Genomic DNA, 24,785 nt, shown 5'->3' with positions numbered 1-24,785 from the left:
GCGTGCGGGGCGTCGGCGCCGGGGCGCGGGACTATCAGTGCGCGTGGCGGGTCAGCGGTTGCAGGTCGGGATCGGTCACGGTCGAACCCGGATTGTTCAGCTCCTTGTGCAGGGTGTCGTGGTTCAGCTCTTTTTCCCAGTGCGATACCACCACCGAGGCGACGCCGTTGCCGACGAAGTTGGTCAGCGCGCGGCATTCGCTCATGAAGCGGTCGATGCCCAGGATCAGCGCCATGCCGGCCACCGGGATGGTCGGCACCACGGCCAGCGTCGCCGCCAGGGTGATGAAGCCGGCGCCGGTGATGCCGGACGCGCCCTTGGAGGTCAGCATCGCCACGCCGAGGATGGTCAGTTCCTGGCCCAGGGTCAGGTCGGTGTTGGTGGCCTGCGCCACGAACAGGGCGGCCATGGTCATGTAGATGTTGGTGCCGTCCAGGTTGAACGAGTAGCCGGTCGGGACCACCAGGCCCACCACCGATTTGGAGCAGCCCAGGCGTTCCAGCTTGGTCATCAGCGAAGGCAGCGCGCTTTCCGACGAGCTGGTGCCCAGCACGATCAGCAGTTCTTCCTTGATGTAGGAGATGAATTTGAAGATCGAGAAGCCGGTCAGGCGCGCCACGGTGCCCAGCACCACCACCACGAACAGGAAGCAGGTCAGGTAGAAGCAGCCCATCAGCGTCGCCAGCGGCTTGAGCGAGGCGATGCCGTATTTGCCGATGGTGAAGGCCATCGCGCCGAACGCTCCCAGCGGCGCGACTTTCATGATGATGCCGACCACGCCGAAGATGGCCGCGGACAGGTCGTCGATCAATTTGGTGACCGGCTTGCCGCGGTCGCCCAGCAGCGACAGCGCAAAACCGAACAGGATGGCGACCAGCAGCACCTGCAGGATTTCGCCCTTGGCGAAGGCGTCCACCACGGTGTTCGGGATGATGTTCATCACGAAGTCGATGGTCGACTGGTGCTTGGCTTTTTCCGTGAACTCGGCGATGGACTTGGTGTCCAGCGTGGCCGGGTCGGCGTTGAAGCCGGCGCCCGGGCGGATGATGTTGGCCACGAACAGGCCGATCACCAGCGCGAAGGTGGAGATCACCTCAAAATACAACAGCGCCTTGCCGCCGACGCGGCCGATCTTCTTGATGTCCTGCATGCCGGCGATGCCGGAGACCACGGTGCAGAAAATCACCGGAGCGATGATCATCTTGATCAGCTTGATGAAGCCGTCGCCGAGCGGCTTCATGCTGACCGCGTCGCTAGGGTAGAAGATGCCTAGCAGGATGCCGCAGGCGATGGCGAACAGCACCTGCACATATAGAATTTTATAAAACGGCTTTTTCACGGGGTCTCCTCGCGTTCTTGTGAGGAGTTCATCATCCGTCAAAATATGAGACATCACCATTGTGGTTAACCGCATTCATCCTGGTGATATCTCTGATGGGCTTATTGAGCCACCCAGCCGCCATCCATGTTCCACGCCACGCCGCGCACCTGCTTGGCGGCGTCGCTGCACAGGAACACCGCCAGCGCGCCCAGTTCCTCCGGCGTGACGAACTCGCCGGACGGCTGCTTGTCCGCCAGCAGCGCCTTCTTGGCGTCCTCGTTGCTGATGCCGTCCTTGGCGGCGCGGGCGTCGACCTGCTTTTGCACCAGCGGCGTCAGCACGAAGCCGGGGCAGATCGCGTTGACCGTCACGCCGGTGGTGGCGGTTTCCAGCGCGCTGGCCTTGGTCAGGCCGATCAGGCCGTGCTTGGCGGCGACATAGGCCGACTTGCCGGCCGAGGCCACCAGCCCGTGGGTGGAGGCCAGGTTGATGATGCGGCCCCAGTTGTTGGCGCGCATGCGCGGCAGCACCAGCCGAGAGGTGTGGAAGGCCGAGGTCAGGTTGATGGCGATGATGGCGTCCCATTTCTCGACCGGGAAGTCTTCGACGTTGGCCACATGCTGGATGCCGGCGTTGTTGACCAGCACATCAATGCCGCCGAACTTGTCGCCGGCGAAGACGATCATGTTCTCGATCTCGGCCGGCTTCGACATGTCGGCGTTGTGGTAGGCCACCTGCACGCCGAATTCCTTGGCCAGGTCGGTTTGCAGCTGGGCGATTTCAGCGACGTCGCCGAAGCCGTTCAATAACACGTTGGCGCCTTCCGCCGCCAAGGTGCGGGCGATGCCCAGGCCGATGCCGGAGGTGGAGCCGGTCACCAGCGCCGTTTTGCCGCTCAAAGTCTTGTTTGCCATAGTGTCCTCTGGAGGGTTGGAGATTAAAGTCGTGCTGCGCTACACTTCGGTAGGATTTTAAGCGTAACGCCCGGTAAAATGGTATTTCTAAACAGCATTGCACAAATCACTATAAAAACCACCAAGGAAGTCGCATGTTCGAAGCAAAAATAAAGTCTGTTCAATGTCTGTCTCTGGCTGGTTTGCACCGCATGTCGTACAAGGAATGGGGCGATGAGAGCAACCCCAACGTGCTGCTGTGCGTGCACGGCGTGACCCGCGTCGGCGACGACTTCGACAACATGGCGCGCGCGCTGGCCAACGACTACCGCGTGATCTGCCCGGACATCGTCGGCCGCGGCCGCTCCGGCTGGCTGAAGAACCCGCAGCTGTACCGCGTTCCGCAGTATGTTAGCGACATTGTCACCTTGCTGGCGCGCGTGCTGCCGGACGGCGAACCACAGACGGTCGACTGGTTCGGCACCTCGATGGGCGGCCTGATCGGCCTGGGCCTGGCCTCGCTGCCGGACAACCCGATCCGCAAACTGATCCTCAACGACATCGGCCCGGTGCTGGCACCGATGGCCTTGCAGCGCATCGGCGACTACATCGGCCAGGACCTGCGCTTCGACACCTACGCGGAAGCGTCCAAGTTCATCCGCGACGTCTCGCTGACCTTCGGCCAGCACACCGAGGAGGAATGGCATAAACTGGCGAACGACGTACTGCGCCAGGATAAAGACGGCAAGTGGGTGCGCCATTACGATATGGGACTGGCCCTGCCTTTCCGTTCCGCCACGCCGGAATCGGCCGCCGCCGACGAAGCGCTGCTGTGGTCCGCCTACGATGCGATCCGCTGCCCGACCTTGCTGGTGCGCGGCGCCGAGTCGGACCTGCTGTCGGCCGAAACGGCGGCGTTGATGACCCAGCGTGGACCGAAAGCCAGGCTGGTGGAAATCGCGGGCGTCGGCCATGCGCCGACCTTTATCCACGACGACCAGATCGCGATCGTCAAGCAATTCCTGTTGGGCTAAATTAAAAAAGTTAAAGAAGAAGAGTATGGAAATCAAACGACTGCATGTAGGCAAACGCTTGTCCGAAGTGGCCATCCACAACGGCACCGTGTATCTGGCGGGCCAGATCGCCGACGACAAGACGCTGGACATCCAGGGCCAGACCCGCGAAGTGCTGGCACATATCGACCGCTTGCTGGCCGAAGCCGGCAGTGACAAGACCTGCATCCTCAGCACCACCATCTATATCGCCGACCTGGCCGATTTCGCCGGCATGAACGAAGAGTGGGACGCCTGGGTGCCGAGCGGCCACACGCCGCCGCGCGCCACCGTTGAAGCCAGGCTGGCCGATCCGGCGTGGCGGGTAGAGATCATCGTCGTCGCGGCGCAGCGCTAGGGGCATCATGGTTTCTATCACCGCGCTCACGAGCGCAACGTCGGAGCAGCTGGTCCAGGGCCTGTCGCCCGACGACAGCGCCCGCATGCTGTCGGCGCTGGATTTCGCCGGCGACGCCTACGGCGACAAACTGTGCGCCAGTGGCCAGCCGGCGATCGACTTCGCGGTCGGCGTGGCCGGCACGCTGGCCTTCATGCGCACCGACGTCGAGACCCGCATCGCCGGCCTGATGTTCGAGCTGACCTTGCTCGACACCGCGCAGGCGCCCATCATCGAACCGCGTTTCGGCCAGGAGGTCAGCGACCTGGTGGCCGGCGTGCGCCAGCTGATACGGCTGCGCGAACTGACGCAGACCCAGGGTCAGGGCCAGCAGGGCGCCGTCGCACGCGGCCGCAACGCCGCGCAGATGGCGGTGGCGCAGGTGGAAACGCTGCGCAAGATGCTGCTGGCGATGGCCTCGGACATGCGCGTGGTGCTGGTGCGCCTGGCGTCCTGCGTGACGACCTTGCGCTACTTCGCCGACATCAAGCTGTTCAACGACATGACCCGCGCCTACGGCCGCGAAACGCTGGACCTGTACGCGCCGCTGGCCAACCGGCTGGGGATCTGGCAGCTGAAGTGGGAGTTGGAGGACTTGTCGTTCCGCTTCATCGAGCCCGAGGCGTACAAGCGCATCGCCAAGATGCTGGAAGAAAAGCGCATGATGCGCGAAGGCTTCGTGACTTCGGCGATCGAGCGGCTGCAGTCGGAAATGGCGGGCGCCGGCATCCAGGCCGAAGTGTTCGGCCGGCCCAAGCACATCTACTCCATCTGGAGCAAGATGAAGGGCAAGGAGCTGGACTTCACCGACCTGTACGATGTGCGCGCCTTCCGCGTGATCGTGGCCGACGTCAAGACCTGCTACACGGTGCTGGGCGTGGTGCACAACATCTGGACCCCGATCCCGAAGGAATTCGACGACTACATCTCGCGGCCGAAATCGAACGGCTACCAGTCGCTACACACGGTGGTGACGGCGGAGGACGGCCGGCCGCTGGAAGTGCAGATCCGCACGCAGGAGATGCACAGCTTCGCCGAGTACGGCGTGGCGGCGCACTGGCGCTACAAGGAAGAGGGCGGCTCCAACTTCGCCGGCCAGAAGTACGATGAAAAGATCGCCTGGCTGCGCCAGCTGCTGGCGTGGAAAACCGACGTCGCCGACGCCGTGGTCGGGCAGGAAGAGCAGCAGCGCGAGTGGGTGGAGAAGCTCAAGTCGGCCACCCTGGACGACCGCATCTTCGTGCTGACACCGCAGGCGCGCGTGCTGGAATTGCCGGTCGGCGCCACGCCGGTCGACTTCGCGTACCACCTGCACAGCGACGTCGGCCATCGCTGCCGCGGCGCACGCGTGGACGGCGTCATGGTGCCGCTCAATACGCCGCTGAAGAACGGCCAGACCTGCGAGATCATCACCGCCAAGGGCGCGCCGGGCACGGCCGGTCCGTCGCGCGACTGGCTCAGCGACGAGTACACGGTCGCCACGCGCACGCGCTCCAAGATCCGCGCCTGGTTCCACGCCATCGACATGCAGGAGACGCTGTCGCATGGCCGCGCGATGGTGGAGAAATCCCTGCAGCGCGAAGGCAAGACGGCGGTCAACCTGGAAGCGCTGGCCAACAAGCTGGGCTTCGCCAAGGTGGACGACCTGTTCCTGTCGGTGGGCAAGGATGAGTTCAGCCTGCGTCACGTCGAGCAAGCGCTGCACGACACCGGCGAGCCGGCCGAGCCGGAAGACGCGGTGGTGCTGGGCAAGAGCAAGGCATCCAGCGTGGATCAGGGCGCCAAGTCGGGCGTGCTGGTGGTGGGCACCGATGGCTTGATGACGCAGCTGGCCAAGTGCTGCAAGCCGGCGCCGCCGGACGGCATCGTCGGCTTCGTCACGCGCGGCAAGGGTGTGTCGATCCACCGCACCACGTGCAAGAACTTCGCCGAGATGCGCACCAAGGCGCCGGAGCGGGTGATTGTCACCGAGTGGGGGCGGGCGGTGTCGGACACGGTCTACCCGGTCGACATCTTCATCCTGGCGGGTGACCGCCAGGGCCTGCTGCGCGACATTTCCGAGATCTTCTCGCGCGAAAAGATCAACGTCATCGGCGTCAACACGCAAAGCGCCAAAGGCTTTGCGCGCATGACCTTCACGGCAGAAATCGGCGCCACCGCGCAGCTGCAAAAAGCGCTGAACGCCATCGCCGAAGTGAGCGGCGTGCAGGAAGCCCGCCGCGCCTAGGTCCCTAAACCCAAGGGGGTCAAGTCTGACATTCGGACACGACTTCTTCCGTAGCGCTTATTACGGAAGAGACCGTGTCCGAATGTCAGACTTGACCCCGGTGCTTAAGCGATAATTTTTGCCACGCGGGCGGCGATGGCCTGCGCCAGCAGGTGCACGTGGTAGCCGTCGACGAAGCCGTGGTGGGCCAGCACCGACATGTTCACCGTCAGCTTGCCGTCGTCGCGCGGATCACTGAAGCGGCCCCAGGCCAGCGATGGAATGTCGTGGTTCTTGTGATGGTAGATCGGATGCTCCATCGCCACCAGCTTCAGCCAAGGCATGCAGGTGATGTGGACGTTGCGTTTCTTGTCCATTGGGCTCAGGGCCTCGGTGGTGTTGACCAGCACATCGCTGGCCTCGGCGAACTGCTTCGCCGCCACGCTGCGTGCGACGAATTCGCGCAGATCCGACGAGCGCGTGAAGCGCGCGAAGTTCAGGTTCTTGTCCTGGTTGAGCACCGTGTACGAGGCCATGAAGTCGTCGATCTTGATGACCTCGCCTTCGTGGATGCGGTACATGAAGTTGTCGATTTCCTTCAGCGAATTCAGTATGCAGTACAGGAAGACGTGGAACGGCGGCAGCTCGTTGGCCTTGCAGAAGGGGCGGAAGTCCGGCACCTCCATCTCGAAGCTCAGGTTGACTAGCGGGTTTTCAAATGAGGCAAAGGCGTTGTAGCGGTCGCGGCGTTTTTCAAAATTATGCATCGTGGGTGACTTCTGCTTGTAAAGTGATGTGGTCGATACCATGCTTTTCCAGCAGCATGGCCTTGATGGCTTGAAGGATCGTGGGCCAGTGCGCCAGGTCGGTGATCTCCACGTGGCCGATCAGGGCAGGATGGCCGGGCGACATGTCCCACACATGCAGGTCGTGCACGGAGCAGACGCCGTCTATCTGGCCCAGGTCGGCGCCGACGTTCAAATAGTCGATCTGCTCCGGCACGCCGCCCATCAGGAAGTGATAGGACTCGCGCAGCACGTCGATGGTGGACTTTAAAATCAGCAGCGCGACAAAGATCGACAGCAGCGGATCGATCTGCATCCAGCCGGTGTAGTAGATGACGGCGCCGGCGATCAGCGCGGCCACCGATCCCAGCAGGTCGCCGATTACATTGACCAGCGCGGCGCGCGTATTCATATTGCTGTCGCCGCGCGACAGCATGTAGGCCAGCGCCACGTTGATCAGCAGGCCGATGGCGGCGACGATGAACACGGTGCCGCCTTGCACCTGCTCCGGTTTGGAAAAGCGCTGCACCGCCTCGAAGACGATCCAGCCCACCAGCAGCAACAGCACCAGGCTGTTGACGAAGGCCGCCAACGCCTCGGCGCGGCCGAAGCCGAACGAGTGGCGCGCCGACGGCGGCCGCTTGGCGATCAGTTGCGCCAACAACGCCAGGCCCAGCGCCGCGGCGTCCGTCACCATGTGGCCGGCGTCGGAAATCAGCGCCAGCGAGTTGGACATAAAGCCGGTAATGACTTCGACCACGGCGAATCCCAGCGTCAATACCAGTGACCACGCCAGCACCGACTGGCTGCGTTGCACATTAAAGTGGGCATGTTCGGCGTCGCCGTCGCGGTGTTCGTGCAGGTGGGCGGAAGGGGAGCGGGGCAGGTCTGCGCTAGTGTTGATGCGGGTTTCGGCTTGCATGGGCTTCTTGTTGTGATGGGGACAGCCGTAGTTTAAAGGATGTCGATGACTCGCGTATTGCAGCCTCATAGTGCATTTTGTAAATGTTTCCGAATTATGCCCTTGTTTTTCTTCAAATCGCTCTCTATAATGCTGGTCTTCGGGCGGTTAGTTCAGCTGGTTAGAATACTTGGTCGACATCCAAGGGGTCGCAGATTCGAATTCTGCACCGCCCACCAGATTACGTAGCACGGTAGTAAAAGCGCAGTAAATAGCAGTAAAATGTAGTACCACGGGCGGTTAGTTCAGCTGGTTAGAATACTTGGTCGACATCCAAGGGGTCGCAGATTCGAATTCTGCACCGCCCACCAGAACATGTAAGAGCGAGAAAGGCAATCCGGTTATGACACCGCGAACTACTACCAAGCTTTGGGAGTGACGCTAGTCGATCGGGATTCTTTTGCTCAAAAAAAGAGAAAACGCGGCTAGCCCGCGTTTTTTTTCGTCCGCGTTTTTATTATCATTCTTTTGTACCACTACCTGGCGCCCGCGCCGAAATGGAGATCGTTATGCTTTCAGTTCGCCTTCCTGATGGTTCTGCCCGTGAATTCGACGGCCCAGTCACCGTTGCACAAGTGGCGTCCAGCATCGCAACTAGCCTGGGCAAGGCCGCGCTGGCCGGCAAGGTCGATGGCAAAGTGGTGGATACCTCTTTCCTGATCGAGAAAGATGCCGACCTGGCCATCATCACCGACAAAGACCCTGAAGGCCTGGACGTGATCCGTCACTCCACCGCCCACTTGCTGGCCTACGCCGTCAAGGAGCTGTTCCCCGATGCGCAAGTGACCATCGGTCCGGTCATCGAAAACGGTTTCTACTACGACTTCTCGTACAAGCGTCCGTTCACGCCTGACGACCTGGTCGCCATCGAAAAGAAAATGGCCGAGCTGGCCAAGAAGGATGAGCCGGTCACCCGCAAGGTGCTGCCGCGCGACGAGGCCGTCGCCTACTTCAAGTCCATCGGCGAAGCCTACAAGGCCGAGATCATCTCGTCGATTCCCGTCGACCAGGATGTTTCGTTGTACACCGAAGGCAGCTTCACCGACCTGTGCCGCGGCCCGCACGTGCCGTCGACCGGCAAGCTGAAAGTGTTCAAGCTGATGAAGCTGGCCGGCGCCTACTGGCGTGGTGACAGCAAGAACGAAATGCTGCAGCGAGTCTACGGCACCGCCTGGGTCAAGAAGGAAGACCAGGAGCAGTACCTGTTCCAGCTGGAAGAGGCGGAAAAGCGCGACCACCGCAAGCTGGGCAAGCAGCTGGACTTCTTCCACTTCCAGGACGAGGCGCCGGGCCTGGTGTTCTGGCATCCGAAGGGCTGGACCATCTGGCAGCAGGTTGAGCAATACATGCGCAATAAGTACCAGGTCAACGGCTACCAGGAAGTGAAGGCGCCGCAGATCCTGGACTCCAGCCTGTGGGGCAAGACCGGCCACTGGGACAACTACCGCGAAAACATGTTCGTCACGGAATCGGAAAACCGCTCCTACGCGCTGAAGCCAATGAACTGCCCGGGTCACGTGCAGATCTTCAACAGCAATATGCGCTCGTACCGTGACCTGCCGCTGCGCTACGGCGAGTTCGGCCAGTGCCACCGCAACGAGCCTTCGGGCGCGCTGCACGGCATCATGCGCGTGCGCGGCTTCACCCAGGACGACGGCCACATCTTCTGCACCGAAGAGCAGATCGAACCGGAAGTGGTGGCTTTCCACACGCAAGCGATGGAAGTCTACAAGGACTTCGACTTCAACAACATCGAAGTCAAGCTGGCGCTGCGTCCGGACAACCGCATCGGCACCGACGAAGTGTGGGACGAGGCCGAGGACGCGCTGCGTTCGGGCCTGCGCGCCTGCGGCGTGAGCTGGACCGAATTGCCGGGCGAGGGCGCGTTCTACGGTCCAAAGATCGAATACCACCTGAAGGATTCGCTGGGCCGCCCATGGCAGGTCGGCACCATGCAGGTCGACTTCTTCATGCCGGAGCGCCTGGGCGCCGAATACGTGGCGGCCGACAACAGCCGTCAGGTGCCGGTCATGCTGCACCGCGCGATCGTCGGTTCGATGGAGCGCTTTATCGGCATCCTGATCGAGAACTACGCGGGCGCCTTGCCGGCCTGGCTGGCGCCGGTGCAAGTGTCGGTGCTGAACATCTCCGACGCGCAGGCCGAATATGTGGTGCAAGTGGCTGAAAAGCTGCGCCGGAGCGGGTTCCGCGTGCAGACCGATTTGCGCAACGAGAAAATAACCTATAAAATACGTGAACATTCCGTCCAAAAACTGCCCTACATCCTTGTAGTTGGCGATAAAGAGCGGGATGCCAATACCGTTGCTGTGCGGGCACGGGGCAATGTCGATTTGGGCGTCATGTCCATCGATGCCCTGATCGAGCGACTTCAGCAAGACGTCGCCAACAAAGCCTGATCGCACAGTTCTTCATTAGATTTTAAAAGGAATCACCATAGCTACTGACAAGTCGCATCGCATCAATGGCGAAATCACTGCCCCTGAAATGCGTTTAAGTGGGGTCGATAACGAGGCTCTCGGTATCGTGACTTTGGCCGAAGCCTTCCGCCTGGCGGAAGAGGCAAACGTCGACCTGGTTGAGATCGCGCCTACCGCGGTTCCACCAGTGTGCCGTTTGATGGACTACGGCAAATTCAAGTATTCGGAGCAGAAGAAGGCTCACGAAGCGAAATTGAAGCAGAAAATCATCGCCGTGAAGGAAGTCAAATTCCGTCCCGGTACTGATGACGGCGACTACAATATCAAGCTGCGCAACCTCATCAAGTTCCTTGATGAAGGCGACAAAACCAAGATCACGCTGCGTTTCCGCGGTCGTGAAATGGCGCACCAGGATATTGGCTTCCGTATGCTGGAGCGCCTGAAAGCCGATCTGGAGCCATACGGCCAGGTCGAGCAGTTCCCCAAGATGGAAGGCCGCCAGATGATCATGGTCCTTTCGCCTAAGAAAAAGAAGTAAGCTTGCTTTAATTGCAAATACAAGGGGCGCTGAGGCGCCTCTTGTAATTTGTGCTGCAGAATTGCGGCAACTGGTCTATAATTACCGGCTGTTGTAATGTAGTGGACTCGCATCTGCTGCAAAAACAAGTGAAAGCAGGCATCTAAGTGTGACGTAGTGTCGCCACCTGCAATCCTGTTTGATATGGAGCTACCCGAGGGTAGATTGCTATGCCAAAAATGAAAACCAAAAGCTCCGCGAAGAAACGTTTTCGCGTGCGTCCAGGTGGTACTGTTAAGAGTGGTCACGCTTTCAAGCGCCACATTCTGACCAAGAAGACCACCAAATCGAAGCGCCAATTGCGCGGTATCACGAACGTTGATGCGGCTGACGTGAAATCCGTCATGCGCATGATGCCAACCGCTTAATCTCACAACTAAGGAGTTACTATGCCTAGAGTAAAACGTGGGGTTACAGCTCGTGCCCGTCATAAAAAAGTATTAAACATGGCCAAGGGTTACCGCGGTCGTCGCAGCAAGGTATACCGTGTTGCCAAGCAAGCAGTTATGCGCGCTGGCCAATACGCTTACCGCGACCGTCGTAACAAGAAGCGCGTCTTCCGCCGTCTGTGGATCGCTCGTATCAACGCCGCTTCCCGTGAGCATGGCGTGACGTACAGCGTCTTCATGAATGGTCTGAAGAAAGCTTCGATCGAACTGGACCGTAAAGTCCTGGCCGATATGGCAGTGATGGACAAGCCAGCGTTCGCTGCGATTGTCAACGCTGTGAAAGCAAAAATCGCTGCTTAATACGCATTGATTTGGACGCGCGATCCCGGCAACGGGTCCGCGACTGAGAACGGGGCAAAGGTTGAAACCTGTGCCCCGTTTTTGATTGAGGATAAGAAAAACGCATGGACTCCCTGGAACAACTCGTCGCCTCAGCAGTGCAGGATTTCGACGCGGTCAAAGATGACGCCGCCGCACTGGAAAATGCCAAAGCCAAATATCTGGGCAAGACCGGCCAGATCACCGAATTGATGAAGGGTCTGGGCAAGCTCGACCCTGAAGCGCGCAAGGCGCAGGGCGCCCTGATCAATGCTGCCAAAGGGCAGATTGAAGCGGCGCTGACGGCCCGGCGCGATGCGCTGGCCGACGCCCAGATGCAAACCCGTTTGAACGCCGAGGCCATCGATGTCTCGCTGCCTGGCCGCGGTCGCGCCGGCGGCGGCATCCACCCGGTGATGCGGACCTGGGAGCGGGTCGAAGAGATCTTCCGCTCGATCGGTTTCGACGTGGCCGACGGCCCCGAGATCGAAAACGACTGGACCAACTTCACGGCGCTCAACAGCCCGGAAAACCATCCGGCCCGTTCGATGCAGGACACCTTCTACATCGAAGGCAACGACAGCGAAGGCAAGCCGCTGCTGCTGCGCACGCACACCAGCCCGATGCAGGTGCGCTACGCCCGCAGCCACACGCCGCCGATCAAGGTGATCGCGCCGGGCCGCACCTACCGCGTCGACAGCGACGCCACCCATTCGCCGATGTTCCACCAGGTCGAAGGCCTGTGGATCGCCGAGAACATCAGCTTCGCCGACCTCAAGGGCGTGTACCTGAACTTCGTCAAGGCCTTCTTCGAGACCGACGACCTGCAGGTGCGCTTCCGTCCGTCGTACTTCCCGTTCACCGAACCGTCGGCCGAGATCGATATCGCCTTCGGTTCCGGTCCGTTGAAGGGCCGCTGGCTGGAGATTTCCGGCTCGGGCCAGGTGCACCCATCGGTGGTGCGCAACTTCGGCCTCGACCCGGAAAAGTACATCGGCTTCGCCTTCGGCTCCGGCCTGGAACGCCTGACGATGCTGCGCTACGGCGTCAGCGACCTGCGCCTGTTCTACGAAGGCGACCTGCGCTTCCTGAAGCAGTTCAACTAACAATAACGAAACGGTCGAGCGCCACCCCGGTGCGCGCTCCCGTCGGACTATCTTTGAAGGCTTGATTATGCAATTCTCCGAAAACTGGCTCCGTACCATGGTCGATCCGAAGATGACTTCGGACGAACTGGCCCATCTGCTGACGATGTCCGGCCTGGAAGTGGAAGAAGTCGAAGCCGTGGCGCCGCCGTTCTCCAACGTGGTCGTCGGCCACGTGCGCGACATGGCCAAGCATCCGAACGCGGACCGCCTCAACGTCTGCCAGGTCGATGTCGGCACCGGCACCTTGCTCAACATCGTCTGCGGCGCGCCCAACGTGCGCCCGGGCCTGAAGGTCGTGTGCGCGATGGCCGGCGCGATCCTGCCGCCCGGCGCCGACGGCAAGCCGTTTGAAATCAAGGTCGGCCAGCTGCGCGGCGTCGAGTCGCAAGGCATGCTGTGCTCGGCCAAGGAACTGAAATTGTCGGAAGAGGGCGGCGGCCTGATGGAGCTGCCGGACGACGCGCCGGTCGGCCAGAACTTCCGCGACTACTACGCGCTCAACGACCTCAAGTTCACCATCAAGCTGACCCCGAACAAGGCGGACTGCCTGTCGGTGCTGGGCGTGGCGCGCGAAGTGTCGGCGCTGACCGGCGTCGCGCTGCACCTGCCGTCGTTCCGTCCGGCCACCGTCAACAGCGCCGAAGTGCTGCCGGTGAAGATCTCGGCGCCGGACCTGTGCGGTCGCTTCTCCGGCCGCGTGATCCGCAACCTGAACGCCAAGGCCGCCACGCCCGACTGGATGAAGCAGCGCCTCGAGCGCAGCGGCCAGCGCTCGGTGTCGGCGCTGGTGGATATCTCCAACTACGTGATGCTGGAGCTGGGCCGTCCGTCGCACGTGTTCGACCTGGCCAAGATCCACGGCGGCCTGAACGTGCGCTGGGGCAAAGCCGGCGAAACGCTCAAGCTCCTGAACGGCAACACCGTCAACGTCGATGAATGGGTGGGCGTGATCTCGGACGACAAGGAAATCGAATCGCTGGCCGGCATCATGGGCGGCGATTCCACCGCCGTCTCGCTCGAGACCGAAGCTATCTACCTGGAAGCGGCGTTCTGGTGGCCGAGCGCCATCCAGGGCCGGGCCCGCAAGTACAACTTCTCGACCGACGCGGCGCACCGCTTCGAGCGCGGCGTCGACTACGCGACCACGGTCGAGCACATCGAGCGCATCACCTCGCTGCTGATCGAAATCTGCGGCACGACGACCACGCAGATCGGCCCGGTTGACGACCAGATCGTCAACGTGCCGAAGCGCGCACCGGTGCAGATGCGCACCGCCCGCGCACAGAAAGTGATCGGCGTCGCGCTGGACGATAAAACCATCGCCGACATCTTCACCCGCCTGGCGCTGCCCTTTACGTTAGCCGACGGCCCGAACGGGGGAGTGTTCTCGGTGACCTCGCCGTCGTACCGCTTCGACATCGAGATCGAGGAAGACTTGATCGAGGAAGTCGCGCGCGTCTACGGATTCGAGAACATCCCGACCGTGGCGCCGGTGGCCGCCAACACCATGATCATCGCGCCGGAAAACACCCGTTCGCTGTTCGCGGTGCGCCACCAGCTGGCCGACCTGGGCTTCCAGGAAGTGGTCAACATGAGCTTTGTGGACGCGGCCTGGGAGCAGGACTTCGGCGGCAACGACTACCCGATCAAGCTGCAAAACCCGATCGCCAGCCAGATGAATGTGATGCGCTCGACGCTGATCGGCAGCCTGGTGGCCAATGTGCGCTACAACCTGAACCGCAAGACCAGCCGCGTGCGCCTGTTCGAGATCGGCGCCATCTACCTGCGCGACGACAGCGTGCCAGATGGACCGCTGACCGTGGCCGGCTACCACCAGCCGAAACGCGTGGCCGCCATGGCCTACGGCAACGTGGCCGACGAGCAGTGGGGCCAGGACAACCGTCAGATCGACTTCTTCGACCTGAAGGCCGACCTGGAGCACCTGTTCGCGCCGCTGTCGCTGCGCTTCGTCAAGGCGGAGCACCCGGCGCTGCATCCGGGCCGCTCGGCGCACGTGCTGCTGGACGGCAAGGTCATCGGTTTCATCGGCGAGCTGCACCCGCGCTGGCTGCAAAAGTACGAGCTGCCGCACGCACCGGTGGTGTTCGAGGTGGACGCCGTTGCTTTGCGGCAACGATCCGTGCCAGAATACGCGGAAATCTCCAAGTTCCCAGGCGCCACGCGCGATCTGGCTGTGGTCGTCAAGCAAGACGTTCCGGCGCAGGATTTGCTGGACGCATTTAATGCTGCCGTGCAAATGAGTCCGCAGGGCAAGATCGTGCAAGCCATTGTTTTGTTTGATGAATATCGTGGCAAAGGACTGGAGGCGGACGAAAAATCGCTTGCTTTCCGCTTTAGCTTGCAAGATACTCAAAATACGCTGCAAGACGATGTGGTGGAAGCGGTAATGGCCGCCGTCGGCGACGCCGCCCAGCAACAACACGGCGCCCGTCTGCGCACCTGAGCTGGCAGCCAAGATTGTTGTAAAATCATCACCGTTGACCATTTGGGAGTCCGGCCTTTGCCGGACTCATTCGTTCTTAGATAAGGCAGGGCAGGAAAATTAATAATAACGACGTAGATTCCGCCGTACTCCAATCCGCATTGGCTGCCGATTTGCATCGGGCCATGCAGGTGGCCAAGGTACGCCAGGATGCAGAAAAAGATTTGCCTACGCTGACCAAGGCGGAGCTGGCCGAGCTGTTGTTCGAACAGGTCGGCCTGAACAAGCGCGAGGCCAAGGATATGGTGGAAACCTTCTTTGACGAGATCCGCAACGCGCTCGAGCGCGGCGAGGCCGTCAAGTTGTCCGGTTTCGGCAATTTCCAGCTGCGCGACAAGCCGCAGCGTCCGGGCCGCAACCCGAAGACCGGCGAAGAAATCCCGATCACGGCGCGCCGCGTGGTGACTTTCCATGCCAGCCAAAAACTCAAGGGCATGGTCGAAGAGACTAATCCGATGGCGCGCGCCGCCTGAGTGAGACTGAGCCGTGATGAATGACCGCCTCGCCAAATCCGAACTGGTTGTGCTGCCGCCGATCCCGGCCAAGCGCTATTTCACGATCGGTGAAGTGAGCGAGCTGTGCGGCGTCAAGCCGCACGTGCTGCGCTACTGGGAGCAGGAGTTCACGCAGCTCAAGCCGGTCAAGCGGCGCGGCAACCGCCGCTACTACCAGCACCACGAAGTGCTGTTGATACGCCGCATACGGGAACTGCTGTACGAGCAGGGTTTCACCATCAGCGGCGCCCGCAATAAGCTCGACAGTCGTGCGGTTGATGGCGCGGCGGCGGAGTATGATGGCGGCTTGGCTGTCAACGGCGTGCTGGCGGCGGACGTTCCTGTTCCGCTGGACCGAAAAATGATACGCGGCGAATTGCTGGCAATATTGACATTGCTCAAGCAATCCTAGCTTTACTGCTGCCGCGTAGTGCGGCTAGCGGCTTGATTGCTGCTATAATTTCAACATTATTCACATCAGCTACGCTGATAGACGGTGGCGTGAAGTCCGGTGGGGCCTATGGCGCGACAGCCGGACAATACGAGGGGAAACAATGATACGCGTTGCCATTTGTGACGACCATCAGATAGTTAGAGCGGGTTTCAAACAGATTTTTTCGTCGTCGGAAGATTTCGACGTGGTGGCCGAAGCCGGCACCGGCCGCGAAGCGCTGGATATCGCGCGGCGCGAGATTTGCGACGTGCTGTTGCTGGACATCGCCATGCCCGACCAGAGCGGCATCGACACCTTGCGCACCATCCGCCAGGGCCAGCCGGACCTGCCGGTGCTGATCCTGTCCGGCTATCCGGCCCAGCAGTATGCGCTGAACCTGTTCAAAATGGGCGCCAACGGCTACCTGAACAAGGAGTGCGAGGCGGACGAGCTGATCACCGCCGTGCGCACCGTGTTCCAGGGCCGCCGCTATGTCAGCTCGACCGTCGGCGAACTGCTGGCGCAAAGCTTCGACCGCGATCCGAACACCGCGTTGCATACCGAATTGTCGGACCGCGAGTTCCAGGTCTTCCTGCGCCTGGCGCGCGGCGCCACCGTGTCGGACATCGGCGTGGCGCTGTCGCTGAGTATCAAGACCGTCAGCACCTACCGCACCCGCATCATGGAAAAAATGGGCATGCAGTCGAATTCCGACCTGACCTACTACGCCATGAAGAACAACCTGTTGGATTGACCCCGCCGGGGCGCGCACCATTGCGGCGCGCTCCAAACGCATCCCTTTCCTCATCGGTCTATAATTCGGCTAGTGTGGCGTATGTCCGCCCCGGATTAAACCTTGTGAAGGAAACTCATCAGGATGTATTTCACTGTCGAAACAGCGCCGCATCACCGCCTGCCGCTGTACAAGACCGTCTTGTGCGTGACCTGTGCGCTGCTGCTGATCGTCAACGGATTCAGCCTGTTCCACAATTTGCAAGCCTTGCGCGGCGCCCAGGTCCAGTTGGGCCAGACCGCCCGCGTGGCGGACCGTCTGCAATACCTGAACGTGCTGGTGCTCGATGCCGAAAGCAGCATGCGCGGCTATTTCCTGTCCGGGCGCGACGCCTATCTTGGTCCCACCAGGACCGCGCTGGCTGAAACCGAAATCGAATTCAAAGAGCTCGACAAGCTGCTGGCCGACAGCCCGTCGCAGCTGAAGAATCTGGCGCAACTGCACACGCTGGTGCGCCGCCGCCTGTCCATCATGAGCCAGGCCATCGACGTCTACCGCGAGGGCGGGCTGGAGGAGATCGTCAAGATCGCCAAGCTCAGCGACGGCCGCGCCAGCATGGACGAGATCCGCCTGCAAGTGGTGATCATGGAGCAGGAGCAGAACGAAACCCTGGTCACGCGCAGCGCCACGTTCTACCAGGAATACCAGAAGGCGGTACTGCTGGGCATGGGCATCAACGCGCTGGCCATCGTGGTGCTGATCATGTTCTACCAGTTGGTGCGGCGCAGTTTCGCCAACCGCGCCCAGGTCGAGCACGCGCTGCAAAGCGCCAATGAAAACCTGGAATCGCAGGTCGAGCAGCGTACCGAGCAGTTATCGGTGTTGTCGCGCCACCTGATCAGCATCAGCGAGGAAGAGAAGGTGAGGCTGTCGCGCGAACTGCATGATGAGCTGGGCGCCAACCTGACCTCGATCGCCATGGATATCGCCGCCGTCACCCAGCAATTGCAGAAGACCGACCCCGAACTGGCGGCCCAGCTCAAGCGCGCCCGCGCCACGCTGGTGGAAACGGTGGAAATGAAGCGCCGCATCGTCGAGAACCTGCGCCCCAGCCTGCTCGACAACCTGGGCCTGTGCGCCGCCATCGAAAGCTATTGCAATGAATTCAGCCGCCTGGCCAAGGTGCGCTGCGATTGCGACGTGGATGCCGATATCGAAGGTGCGGCCAGCCAGTCGGGCGACCTGTCGATCGCCCTGTTCCGCATCGTGCAGGAATCGCTGACCAATATCCGCAAGTACGCCAAGGCCAGCCGCGTCACCGTCACCATGAGCCTGAGCCCGGGTGGCCTGACCTTGCGCATCATCGATGACGGCATCGGCATCGCGTCCAACACCATCGTCAAGCCGATGTCGCATGGTTTGCTGGGGATGCGCGAACGCGCCTTGCTGCTGGGCGGCGCGCTGACGATACGCCGCGGCCGCAACGATGCGGGGACTTGTATTGAGGTGTCGATTCCCTTGCGCAATCGCGCAACGAACGAAGAGCGCCGCGCCGATGACGGCCCGGCGACGCCGATGGCGACGCTGCCGCCGGCCATCAGCGAAGTGCTTAACAGCGTGCTACATCCACCAGCAGACGGTCGTATTCCGTCTTCGCCACCTTGTAGCACTCACCCGCATACGCCTCCAAGCCTGAGCGATCAAGCACAGTGATGTTGCCGCGGCGGTAGGTGATCAGGCCGTCGTCCTGCAATTTGCCGGCGGCGGCGGTGATGCTTTCGCGGCGCACGCCCAGCATGATGGAAATCATTTCCTGCGTGACCTTCAGTTCGTTCGATGGCGAGCGGTCCAGGCGGTCCAGCAGCCAGCGGCACAGCTTTTGTTCGATCGAGCTGTGGCGGCCGCCGACGGCGTTCTGCGCCATCTGTGCGAACAGCGCGGTGTTGTAGCGCATCAGCAGCGCGGGCAGGGCGCCGCCCTGGTTGAAGGCGTCGCGCAGATGCTGGGCCTTCATGCGGTAGCCGTAGCCGGCCGCCTGCACCACGGCGCTGCACATGGCGCGCTCGCCCTCGAACAGCGACACGCCGACCACGCCTTCGTGGCCCACCACGGCGATCTCGGTGGTGGCGCCGTCTTCCATCACATACAGCAGCGAGACGATGGCCGTGGTCGGGAAGTGCACGTAGTCCATCGCGCCGCCGAATTCAAACAATTCTTTGCCGAAGGGCAGGGTCACCAATTCCAGGTGTTCAAACAGCGATTCCAGCACGTCGCGTGGGAGGGCGGCCAGCAATTCGTTCTGCAGGGTGCCGCTGTAGCTGACAACAGGCCGTGACGCAAGCTTGAATTCTTTCGACTTCAGCGCCATGCGTGGCGCTGTGGTTTTGTCGGTTGCGTTAAGTTGGGTGTTGTTCATTTTGTTCCTCACAATCTGGCTATACAAGAGCACCGAAGGCTTGCTTCAGTGTTGCCATAACTTTAGGGGCTTTGTTAGATTGCGAACATAAGAGGAGGGGACGCACAAATGTAGGCTTGCAACATGGCACTTTGTAGGTCTGGTCCTACACGAGCTCTATTTTTCTGTGGAGGGCGCGTGCATAATGCACAAATCGACTTTGAACGGCGCACAGAACATGCATGTACTTGTGGTGGAAGATGACGCCGTCCTGGCTGATGGCCTGAGCCGCGTCCTGAGCGGGCACGGCATGGCGGTCGAGGTGGTCGGCAACGGCACCCAGGCCGACGCGCTGCTGCAGCGCGCCGAGCACACCGAGGTGGTGGTGCTCGATATCGGCCTGCCCGGCATCGACGGTTTCGAGGTGGTGCGGCGCCTGCGCGCGCGCGGCAGCCAGGTGCCGGTGTTGCTGCTGACGGCGCGCGACGCCATCGAGGACCGGGTGCGCGGCCTGGAGCTGGGCGCCGACGACTACCTGGTCAAGCCCTTCGCCACCGCCGAGCTGGTCGCGCGGCTGCGCGCGCTGGCGCGCCGCAACACGCCCAAGCCCACCGTGCTGGCGCTGGGCGACCTGGTGCTGGACATGTCGGCCAAGCGCGCCCGCGTGCGCGACAAGACCATCGAGCTGTCGGTGCGCGAATGGGCGGTGCTGGAATACCTGTTGCAGCACGGCGCGCGCGTGGTGTCCAAGCAGCAGATCATCGACGCCATCCTGCCCTGGGGCGACGACCTGACCCTGAACGCGGTGGAAGTTTACATCTCGCGCCTGCGGCTGAAGATCGCCGACGCCGGCGTCTCGATCCGCACCATCCGCGGCTTCGGCTACATGCTGGAGCAGACGCCGGCGCCGCATGCATAATGAATAGCATCCGCCTGCGGCTGTTGAAGTGGCTGATCGGTCCTATCCTGCTGATCAACCTGGCCGGCGGCGCGCTGACCTACATGCTGGCCTGGCTGCCGGCCCAGCTGGCGTTCGACCAGGGCCTGTCCGGCGCCGCCGCCGCGCTGGGCGCGCGCCTGGGCGCGGACGGCGGCCAATTGCGCATCGACCTGCCGCGCCAGGCCGAGCAGGTGCTGCGCAGCGACGACACCGACGCCGTCTACTTCGTGGTGCGCGACCAGGCCGGCCACACCATCGCCGGCGACGCGGACTTTCCGCCGCTGCCGGCCGCACCCGATGGCGCGACTTCGGCCAACAAGCCCACCGCGGCCTTCGACAGCGCCGTGCGCGACGAAGCCGTGCGCGGCGTGGCGCTGCGGCTGAGCTTGCCGGCCGCCACGGGCGCGCCGCTGCAGGCCACCATCGGCGTCGCCAAGACGCTGCGCAAGCGCACCCAGGTCCGCCAGGCCGTGGTGCGCGCGCTGGTGCTGCTGGAATCGCTGCTGGCGCTGAGCTGCGTCGGCCTGATCTGGTTCTCGGTCGGCAACGGCCTGCTGCCGCTGAACCGCCTGCGCGCCGGCCTGAACGCGCGCGACGGCGACGACCTCGAACCGATCGCGGCGGCGCAGGTCCCCTACGAACTGGAGCCGGTGGTGTCGGCCTTCAACGGACTGCTGGACAAGGTCAGCCAGGGCGCCCGCGCGCGCCAGGAGTTCCTGGCCAATGTCGCGCACCAGCTGCGCACGCCGCTGGCCGGCCTGAAGACCCAGCTCGAATGGCTGGGCGCGCGCCACGCCGAGCCGGAAACCGCGCAATCGCTCAAGCTGATGCTGTCGGCCACCGAGCGCATGATACGCAAGACCAACCAGCTGCTGGCCCTGGCCCGCGCCGAGCCCGGCCATTTTGAAAAGACCCGGCTGGAACCGGTGGCGCTGGACGCGCTGGTGGAGGTGGCGATCCAGTCCTTCGTCGACCAGGCCACGCTCAAGGCGATCGATCTCGGCTTCGACCTGCAGCCGGTCACCATCGTCGGCGACCGCTTTTTGCTGCGCGACCTGATCGACAATCTGATCGACAACGCCATCCGCTACACGCCGCCGCGCGGCACGGTGACGGTGGCCTGCCGGCCGGACGGCGAGGGCGGCTGGCTGAGCGTCGAGGACAACGGCCCCGGCATCCCGCCGCACAAGCGCGAGCAGGTGTTCAGCCGCTACGTGCGGCTGGACGACCAGACCACCGGCAGCGGACTGGGCCTGGCCATCGTGCGCGACATCGCCACCGTCCACGGCGCCACGCTGACCGTGACCGAGGCGGCCGGCGGCCGGGGCGCGCTGTTTTCCGTGCACTTTCGCTAGTTTTTTCCGCCTTTTCGTCGCTGTCAGGAATTTGTCAGCATTTCCTCAGGGAAATGCAAGCTTGGCCCGCTACACTCCAGTCATGAGAAAACCCAGCGGGAGCAGGCCATGAAGCGTGTCCAAAAAGGCTTTACCTTGATCGAGATTATGATCTCCGTCGCCATCGTCGGCATCCTGATGGCGGTGGCGCTGCCGGCCTACAGCGATTACGTGACCCGCGGCCGCCTCAGCGAGGCCTTCACCGCGCTCGGCGGCGCCCAGCCGGCGGCCGAGCAGTACTGGTCCAACTACCGCAAGTATGACGGCTTCGACGGCACCACCACCTTCCCGGCCGCCACCGCCAATTTTCGCTACACGTACGTGGCCAACGCCTCCAGCTACACGCTGACGGCGACCGGCATCGGCAAGATGGCCGGCTTCGTCTACACCATCGACCAGAACGGCACCCACGCCACCACCGGCAGCCCCAGCGGCTGGGGCGTGAGCGCCTCGTGCTGGGTGGACCATAAAGGTGGCACATGTTCCAACTAACGCCGCCGGCCCGGCGCCGCCAGCGTGGCCTCACGCTGCTGGAGCTGCTGCTGGGGTTGACCATCTTCGCCTTCATGCTGGCGATCGGCCTTCCCAACGCCAGCAACTGGTTGCTCAGCAACCGGGCCCGCAGCGCCAGCGAATTCTATGCCGACGGCTTCAGCCTGGCGCGCCGCCAGGCCGTGATGCACAACAGCTTTAGCCGGATTTCGCTGACCCCCAACGTCAACAGCGGCCAGATGGACTGGCAGGTCGACATCTGCTTCGTCTCGCCGGCCACCCAGTGCGGCGCGGCCGAAGCCGGCTGGTCGAGCGTCACCGCGGCGGCCGCCAACGATCCGGAAGGCGCGGCCGGCTACAAGTCGGTGTTCCGCGCGGCCGATGCGCTGCCCAACTCCGAAGTGCTGCTGCCAAGCACCCAGCCGCCAGGCAGTTCGCAGGTCTACTACACGCCGATCGGCTGGGTCGACACCCGCTTCGGCCAGCGCCTGAACAGCCTGCGCCTCGACCCGGCCACCCGCTACGCCAGCGAGGTGCCGGTGGTGGCGCTGGTGATCACGCTGGCCGGCATGGCCAGCAAGTGCGATCCGCGGCTTGCCGTCACCGACACCAGGGCTTGTCCTCCATGAAAACCACCTCCCACACCTCCACGCTGCGCCGGCCTGCGCGCCGCCAGGGCGGCATCGCGCTGCTGGAGGCGATGCTGGCCATCGTCATCCTCGGCATCGGCCTGCTCGGCACCATCGGCCTGCAGGCGCGCGCCTACTCGGCGCTGTCGGACGCCAGCCTGCGGGCCGAAGCCACGCTGGCCGGGGAGAAGCTGCTGGGCACGATGAACGCCGACAGCAACAACCTGCTGAACTACGGCGCCATCGAGGGCGGCGCGGCCACCGCCGCCACCCAAGCCTGGGTGGACGAGACCAAGGCGGCGATCCCCGGCGCCCTGATCAGCGTGGCGGTGGCGCCGCAGCAGCTGCGGGTCCAGGTGGATATTTCCATCAAGTGGAAACGCAAGACCGGCGACGCCCTCAACCAGCATCTGGTCACTTCCTATATTGCGCTCTGATATGAACCTCCCTACCTCACGCCGCAGCCGCGGCTTTTCGCTGGTGGAACTGATGGTCAGCGTGGTGATCGGCCTGCTGGCGCTGCTGTTCGCCACCCGCCTGATCATCAGCGGCGAGAAGAACAAGGACGCCGCCGTCGGCGGTTCGGACAGCATGCAGAACGGCATGCTGGCGCTGTTCTCGCTCAGCAGCGACGCCACCGAAGCGGGCTGGGGCCTGAACGATCCGATGGTGGCCGGCTGCGACACCGTGTTCGCCGACACCAGGGGCTACGTGCTGCCGACCGCGCAGCGCGGCGGCGCCAACTTCACGCCGCTGGCGGCGGCGGTGATCCAGTCCAACGGCGCCGATCCGGACGTGATCTCCTTCAACAGCGGCACCTCGCAGGCCGGCGCCGGATCGGTCAAGCTGACCGCCGACTACACCGTCGGCAACACCGTCGGCATCGACAGCAGGGGCCCCTACGCCTTCAGCGACGGCGACGTGGTGGTGGCGGCGCCGATGACGCCCGGCAGCGGCCGCTGCACCTTGTTCCAGGTGTCGGGCTTTACTGTTCCGCCCGCCGCCCCCGGCATCCTGGTCGGCACCGGCGGCCGCTACCGTTTCAATCCGCTGGCCGGCCTGCCCACGGCCTACAAGCAGAACCTGGCCTACGTCTACAACCTCGGCTCGCCCACGCTGCTGCATTTCCACACCTGGAGCGTGGCCAACGGCGTGTTGCTGCTGCGCGCCACCGAACTGGCCGGGGCCGAGCTGGCCGGCGTCTCGGTGACCGACAACGTGGTCAGCATCAAGGCCCAGTACGGCTTTGACGCGCGCCTGCCCGGCCCCAAGCCCTACGACCCCAACCCCGGCGCCGACGGCATGCAGATCACCACCTGGAGCAGCACCATGATCGACGCCGACCACGACACCGTCATCGGCAGCCCCGGCGATTTCCAGCGGGTGGCCGCGGTGCGGATCGCCGTGGTGGCGCGCAGCAAGAACACCGAGAGGCCGGACTCGGCAGGGCGGTGCAGCACCACCACCGTGCGCCCCACCGTGTTTGCCGGCGTCGCCCCGGCGGGCGTGGCGGCGGCGCCGGTGCAGGTCAACGTGGCGGTGCCCGGCGACAGCGTACCGTGGCAGTGCTACCGCTACCGCGTGTTCGAGACCATCGTACAGATTCGCAACGCCCAATGGAGGCCATGATGCGCCTGCCCACCCGACAACGCGGCATCGCGCTGCCCATCATGCTGATCATGCTGACGGTGATGCTGGTGAGCAGCATCTACCTGCTCAAGTCCAGCACCTCGACCACCTTGACCACCTCCAACCTGGCCTACGACGCCTCGCTCAGCAAGGCGGCCGACCTCGGGGTCCACACGGCCTTCGCCTACCTGCGCTCGATGACCAACGCCTCGCTGCTGGAAGTGAACCAGCCGGCCAACGGCTACGTCGCCACCCTGACGCCGACCTGGACCGCCAGCACCCCGGCTTTCTGGACGGGCTCGGTCATCTTGCCGGTGGACGCCTCCGGCAACCGGGTCGAGTATGTGATCCACCGGCTGTGCGACTTCGCCGGCGCCTTCAACGCGGCCGGCAACCATTGCCTGACGACCTCGGCGCGGCCGAATTCCAACGCCCCCCAGCCCTACGGCAAGAGCGGCCGCGCCGACAGCCCGAACTACCAGGACCAGCCGCAGCTGCATTACGTGGTGACGGCGCGCATCGTCGGCGCCCGCGGCGGCAATGTGATCACGCAAGCGGTCGTCATGAAAGGGCCGTGAGGCCGTCGTCTTTTTGAATG

Annotated in this window: 25 protein-coding genes and 2 tRNA genes; 22 read left to right on the top strand and 5 right to left on the bottom strand. The window is 62.9% G+C overall.

The window, feature by feature from the left end; genetic code table 11:
* Positions 1-34: 34 nt before the first annotated feature.
* Together KVP70_RS01845 and KVP70_RS01840 are read right to left on the bottom strand one after the other, a co-directional pair.
* Positions 35-1,393, bottom strand: coding sequence for a dicarboxylate/amino acid:cation symporter (locus KVP70_RS01845; protein ID WP_229224519.1), 1,359 nt, complete (start codon positions 1,391-1,393; stop codon positions 35-37).
* A gap of 47 nt (positions 1,394-1,440) precedes the next feature.
* A complete protein-coding gene (locus tag KVP70_RS01840; RefSeq protein WP_217940296.1) occupies positions 1,441-2,235 on the bottom strand; it encodes a 3-hydroxybutyrate dehydrogenase in 795 nt (264 codons plus the stop codon).
* Positions 2,236-2,369: 134 nt separating this feature from the next.
* Here KVP70_RS01840 and KVP70_RS01835 point away from each other — a divergent pair, with 134 nt between their 5' ends.
* From KVP70_RS01835 to KVP70_RS01825, 3 genes are read left to right on the top strand one after another with little or no spacing between them, the layout of a single operon-like run.
* A complete protein-coding gene (locus tag KVP70_RS01835; RefSeq protein WP_217940295.1) occupies positions 2,370-3,248 on the top strand; it encodes an alpha/beta fold hydrolase in 879 nt (292 codons plus the stop codon).
* 25 nt (positions 3,249-3,273) lie between these two features.
* Entirely contained in the window at positions 3,274-3,624 is a 351-nt protein-coding gene (locus KVP70_RS01830; protein ID WP_217940294.1) for a RidA family protein, read from the top strand.
* Positions 3,625-3,631: 7 nt separating this feature from the next.
* Positions 3,632-5,890: a RelA/SpoT family protein gene (locus KVP70_RS01825; RefSeq protein WP_217940293.1), complete on the top strand. Its 2,259-nt coding sequence runs from the start codon at positions 3,632-3,634 to the stop codon at positions 5,888-5,890.
* 104 nt (positions 5,891-5,994) lie between these two features.
* Here the strand turns inward: KVP70_RS01825 and KVP70_RS01820 are convergent, their stop codons facing one another.
* Together KVP70_RS01820 and KVP70_RS01815 are read right to left on the bottom strand one after the other, a co-directional pair.
* Positions 5,995-6,636 (bottom strand): CatA-like O-acetyltransferase, encoded by a 642-nt coding sequence (locus tag KVP70_RS01820; RefSeq protein ID WP_217940292.1) that lies wholly within the window; start codon positions 6,634-6,636, stop codon positions 5,995-5,997.
* Positions 6,629-7,576 (bottom strand): cation diffusion facilitator family transporter, encoded by a 948-nt coding sequence (locus tag KVP70_RS01815; protein WP_217940291.1) that lies wholly within the window; start codon positions 7,574-7,576, stop codon positions 6,629-6,631. Before KVP70_RS01815 ends, KVP70_RS01820 begins: the two co-directional genes overlap by 8 nt.
* 141 nt (positions 7,577-7,717) lie before the next feature.
* Here KVP70_RS01815 and KVP70_RS01810 point away from each other — a divergent pair.
* From KVP70_RS01810 to KVP70_RS01755, 12 genes are all read left to right on the top strand, one after another.
* Positions 7,718-7,794: transfer RNA gene (locus KVP70_RS01810), tRNA-Val, on the top strand.
* Positions 7,795-7,849: 55 nt separating this feature from the next.
* Positions 7,850-7,926, top strand: a tRNA-Val gene (locus KVP70_RS01805).
* Between the two features lie 198 nt (positions 7,927-8,124).
* The gene (gene thrS, locus KVP70_RS01800) at positions 8,125-10,032 is read left to right on the top strand and encodes a threonine--tRNA ligase (RefSeq protein WP_217940290.1); all 1,908 of its coding nucleotides are present in this window, start codon (positions 8,125-8,127) and stop codon (positions 10,030-10,032) included.
* A gap of 19 nt (positions 10,033-10,051) precedes the next feature.
* The gene (gene infC / locus KVP70_RS01795) at positions 10,052-10,591 is read left to right on the top strand and encodes a translation initiation factor IF-3 (RefSeq protein WP_081632419.1); all 540 of its coding nucleotides are present in this window, start codon (positions 10,052-10,054) and stop codon (positions 10,589-10,591) included.
* Positions 10,592-10,800: 209 nt separating this feature from the next.
* Entirely contained in the window at positions 10,801-10,998 is a 198-nt protein-coding gene (rpmI, locus tag KVP70_RS01790; RefSeq protein ID WP_099416965.1) for a 50S ribosomal protein L35, read from the top strand.
* A 21-nt stretch (positions 10,999-11,019) separates the two neighbouring features.
* Entirely contained in the window at positions 11,020-11,379 is a 360-nt protein-coding gene (gene rplT / locus KVP70_RS01785; protein ID WP_026334467.1) for a 50S ribosomal protein L20, read from the top strand.
* Between the two features lie 104 nt (positions 11,380-11,483).
* Positions 11,484-12,503, top strand: a complete 1,020-nt coding sequence (pheS, locus tag KVP70_RS01780) for a phenylalanine--tRNA ligase subunit alpha (RefSeq protein WP_008449402.1) — start codon at positions 11,484-11,486, stop codon at positions 12,501-12,503.
* A 67-nt stretch (positions 12,504-12,570) separates the two neighbouring features.
* A complete protein-coding gene (gene pheT, locus KVP70_RS01775) occupies positions 12,571-15,009 on the top strand; it encodes a phenylalanine--tRNA ligase subunit beta (protein WP_217940289.1) in 2,439 nt (812 codons plus the stop codon).
* 164 nt (positions 15,010-15,173) lie between these two features.
* Entirely contained in the window at positions 15,174-15,521 is a 348-nt protein-coding gene (locus KVP70_RS01770) for an integration host factor subunit alpha (protein WP_008449399.1), read from the top strand.
* 16 nt (positions 15,522-15,537) lie between these two features.
* On the top strand, positions 15,538-15,954 hold the full coding sequence (locus tag KVP70_RS01765) for a MerR family transcriptional regulator (protein WP_217940288.1): 417 nt from the start codon (positions 15,538-15,540) through the stop codon (positions 15,952-15,954).
* Positions 15,955-16,096: 142 nt separating this feature from the next.
* Positions 16,097-16,729 carry a response regulator gene (locus KVP70_RS01760; protein WP_026334469.1) on the top strand — a complete coding sequence of 211 codons (633 nt, stop codon included), beginning with the start codon at positions 16,097-16,099 and terminating at the stop codon, positions 16,727-16,729.
* 123 nt (positions 16,730-16,852) lie between these two features.
* Positions 16,853-18,421, top strand: coding sequence for a CHASE3 domain-containing protein (locus tag KVP70_RS01755; RefSeq protein ID WP_217940287.1), 1,569 nt, complete (start codon positions 16,853-16,855; stop codon positions 18,419-18,421).
* Here KVP70_RS01755 and KVP70_RS01750 read toward each other — a convergent pair.
* Positions 18,318-19,124, bottom strand: coding sequence for a Crp/Fnr family transcriptional regulator (locus KVP70_RS01750; protein WP_217940286.1), 807 nt, complete (start codon positions 19,122-19,124; stop codon positions 18,318-18,320). The two genes, KVP70_RS01755 and KVP70_RS01750, sit on opposite strands and share 104 nt — an antisense overlap.
* 217 nt (positions 19,125-19,341) lie before the next feature.
* Here KVP70_RS01750 and KVP70_RS01745 point away from each other — a divergent pair, with 217 nt between their 5' ends.
* From KVP70_RS01745 to KVP70_RS01715, 7 genes are all read left to right on the top strand, one after another.
* Positions 19,342-20,022, top strand: a complete 681-nt coding sequence (locus tag KVP70_RS01745) for a response regulator transcription factor (protein ID WP_217940285.1) — start codon at positions 19,342-19,344, stop codon at positions 20,020-20,022.
* Entirely contained in the window at positions 20,022-21,398 is a 1,377-nt protein-coding gene (locus tag KVP70_RS01740; protein ID WP_217940284.1) for a sensor histidine kinase, read from the top strand. The genes KVP70_RS01745 and KVP70_RS01740 overlap by 1 nt, the downstream gene beginning before the upstream one ends.
* 108 nt (positions 21,399-21,506) lie before the next feature.
* Positions 21,507-21,929, top strand: coding sequence for a type IV pilin protein (locus tag KVP70_RS01735; RefSeq protein ID WP_217940283.1), 423 nt, complete (start codon positions 21,507-21,509; stop codon positions 21,927-21,929).
* On the top strand, positions 21,917-22,558 hold the full coding sequence (locus tag KVP70_RS01730) for a prepilin-type N-terminal cleavage/methylation domain-containing protein (RefSeq protein WP_217940282.1): 642 nt from the start codon (positions 21,917-21,919) through the stop codon (positions 22,556-22,558). Before KVP70_RS01735 ends, KVP70_RS01730 begins: the two co-directional genes overlap by 13 nt.
* A complete protein-coding gene (locus tag KVP70_RS01725; RefSeq protein WP_217940281.1) occupies positions 22,555-22,995 on the top strand; it encodes a type IV pilus modification PilV family protein in 441 nt (146 codons plus the stop codon). Before KVP70_RS01730 ends, KVP70_RS01725 begins: the two co-directional genes overlap by 4 nt.
* A 1-nt stretch (position 22,996) precedes the next feature.
* On the top strand, positions 22,997-24,187 hold the full coding sequence (locus KVP70_RS01720; protein WP_217940280.1) for a PilW family protein: 1,191 nt from the start codon (positions 22,997-22,999) through the stop codon (positions 24,185-24,187).
* Positions 24,184-24,765, top strand: a complete 582-nt coding sequence (locus KVP70_RS01715; protein WP_229224518.1) for a pilus assembly PilX family protein — start codon at positions 24,184-24,186, stop codon at positions 24,763-24,765. Before KVP70_RS01720 ends, KVP70_RS01715 begins: the two co-directional genes overlap by 4 nt.
* Positions 24,766-24,785 lie beyond the last annotated feature (20 nt).

Origin of the sequence: Duganella violaceipulchra, from assembly GCF_019166075.1 — a bacterium.
GTDB classification, from domain to species: domain Bacteria; phylum Pseudomonadota; class Gammaproteobacteria; order Burkholderiales; family Burkholderiaceae_D; genus Rugamonas; species Rugamonas violaceipulchra.
Note: the sequence above shows the minus strand (reverse complement) of the source record. Positions and strands in the feature narration are given on the sequence as shown.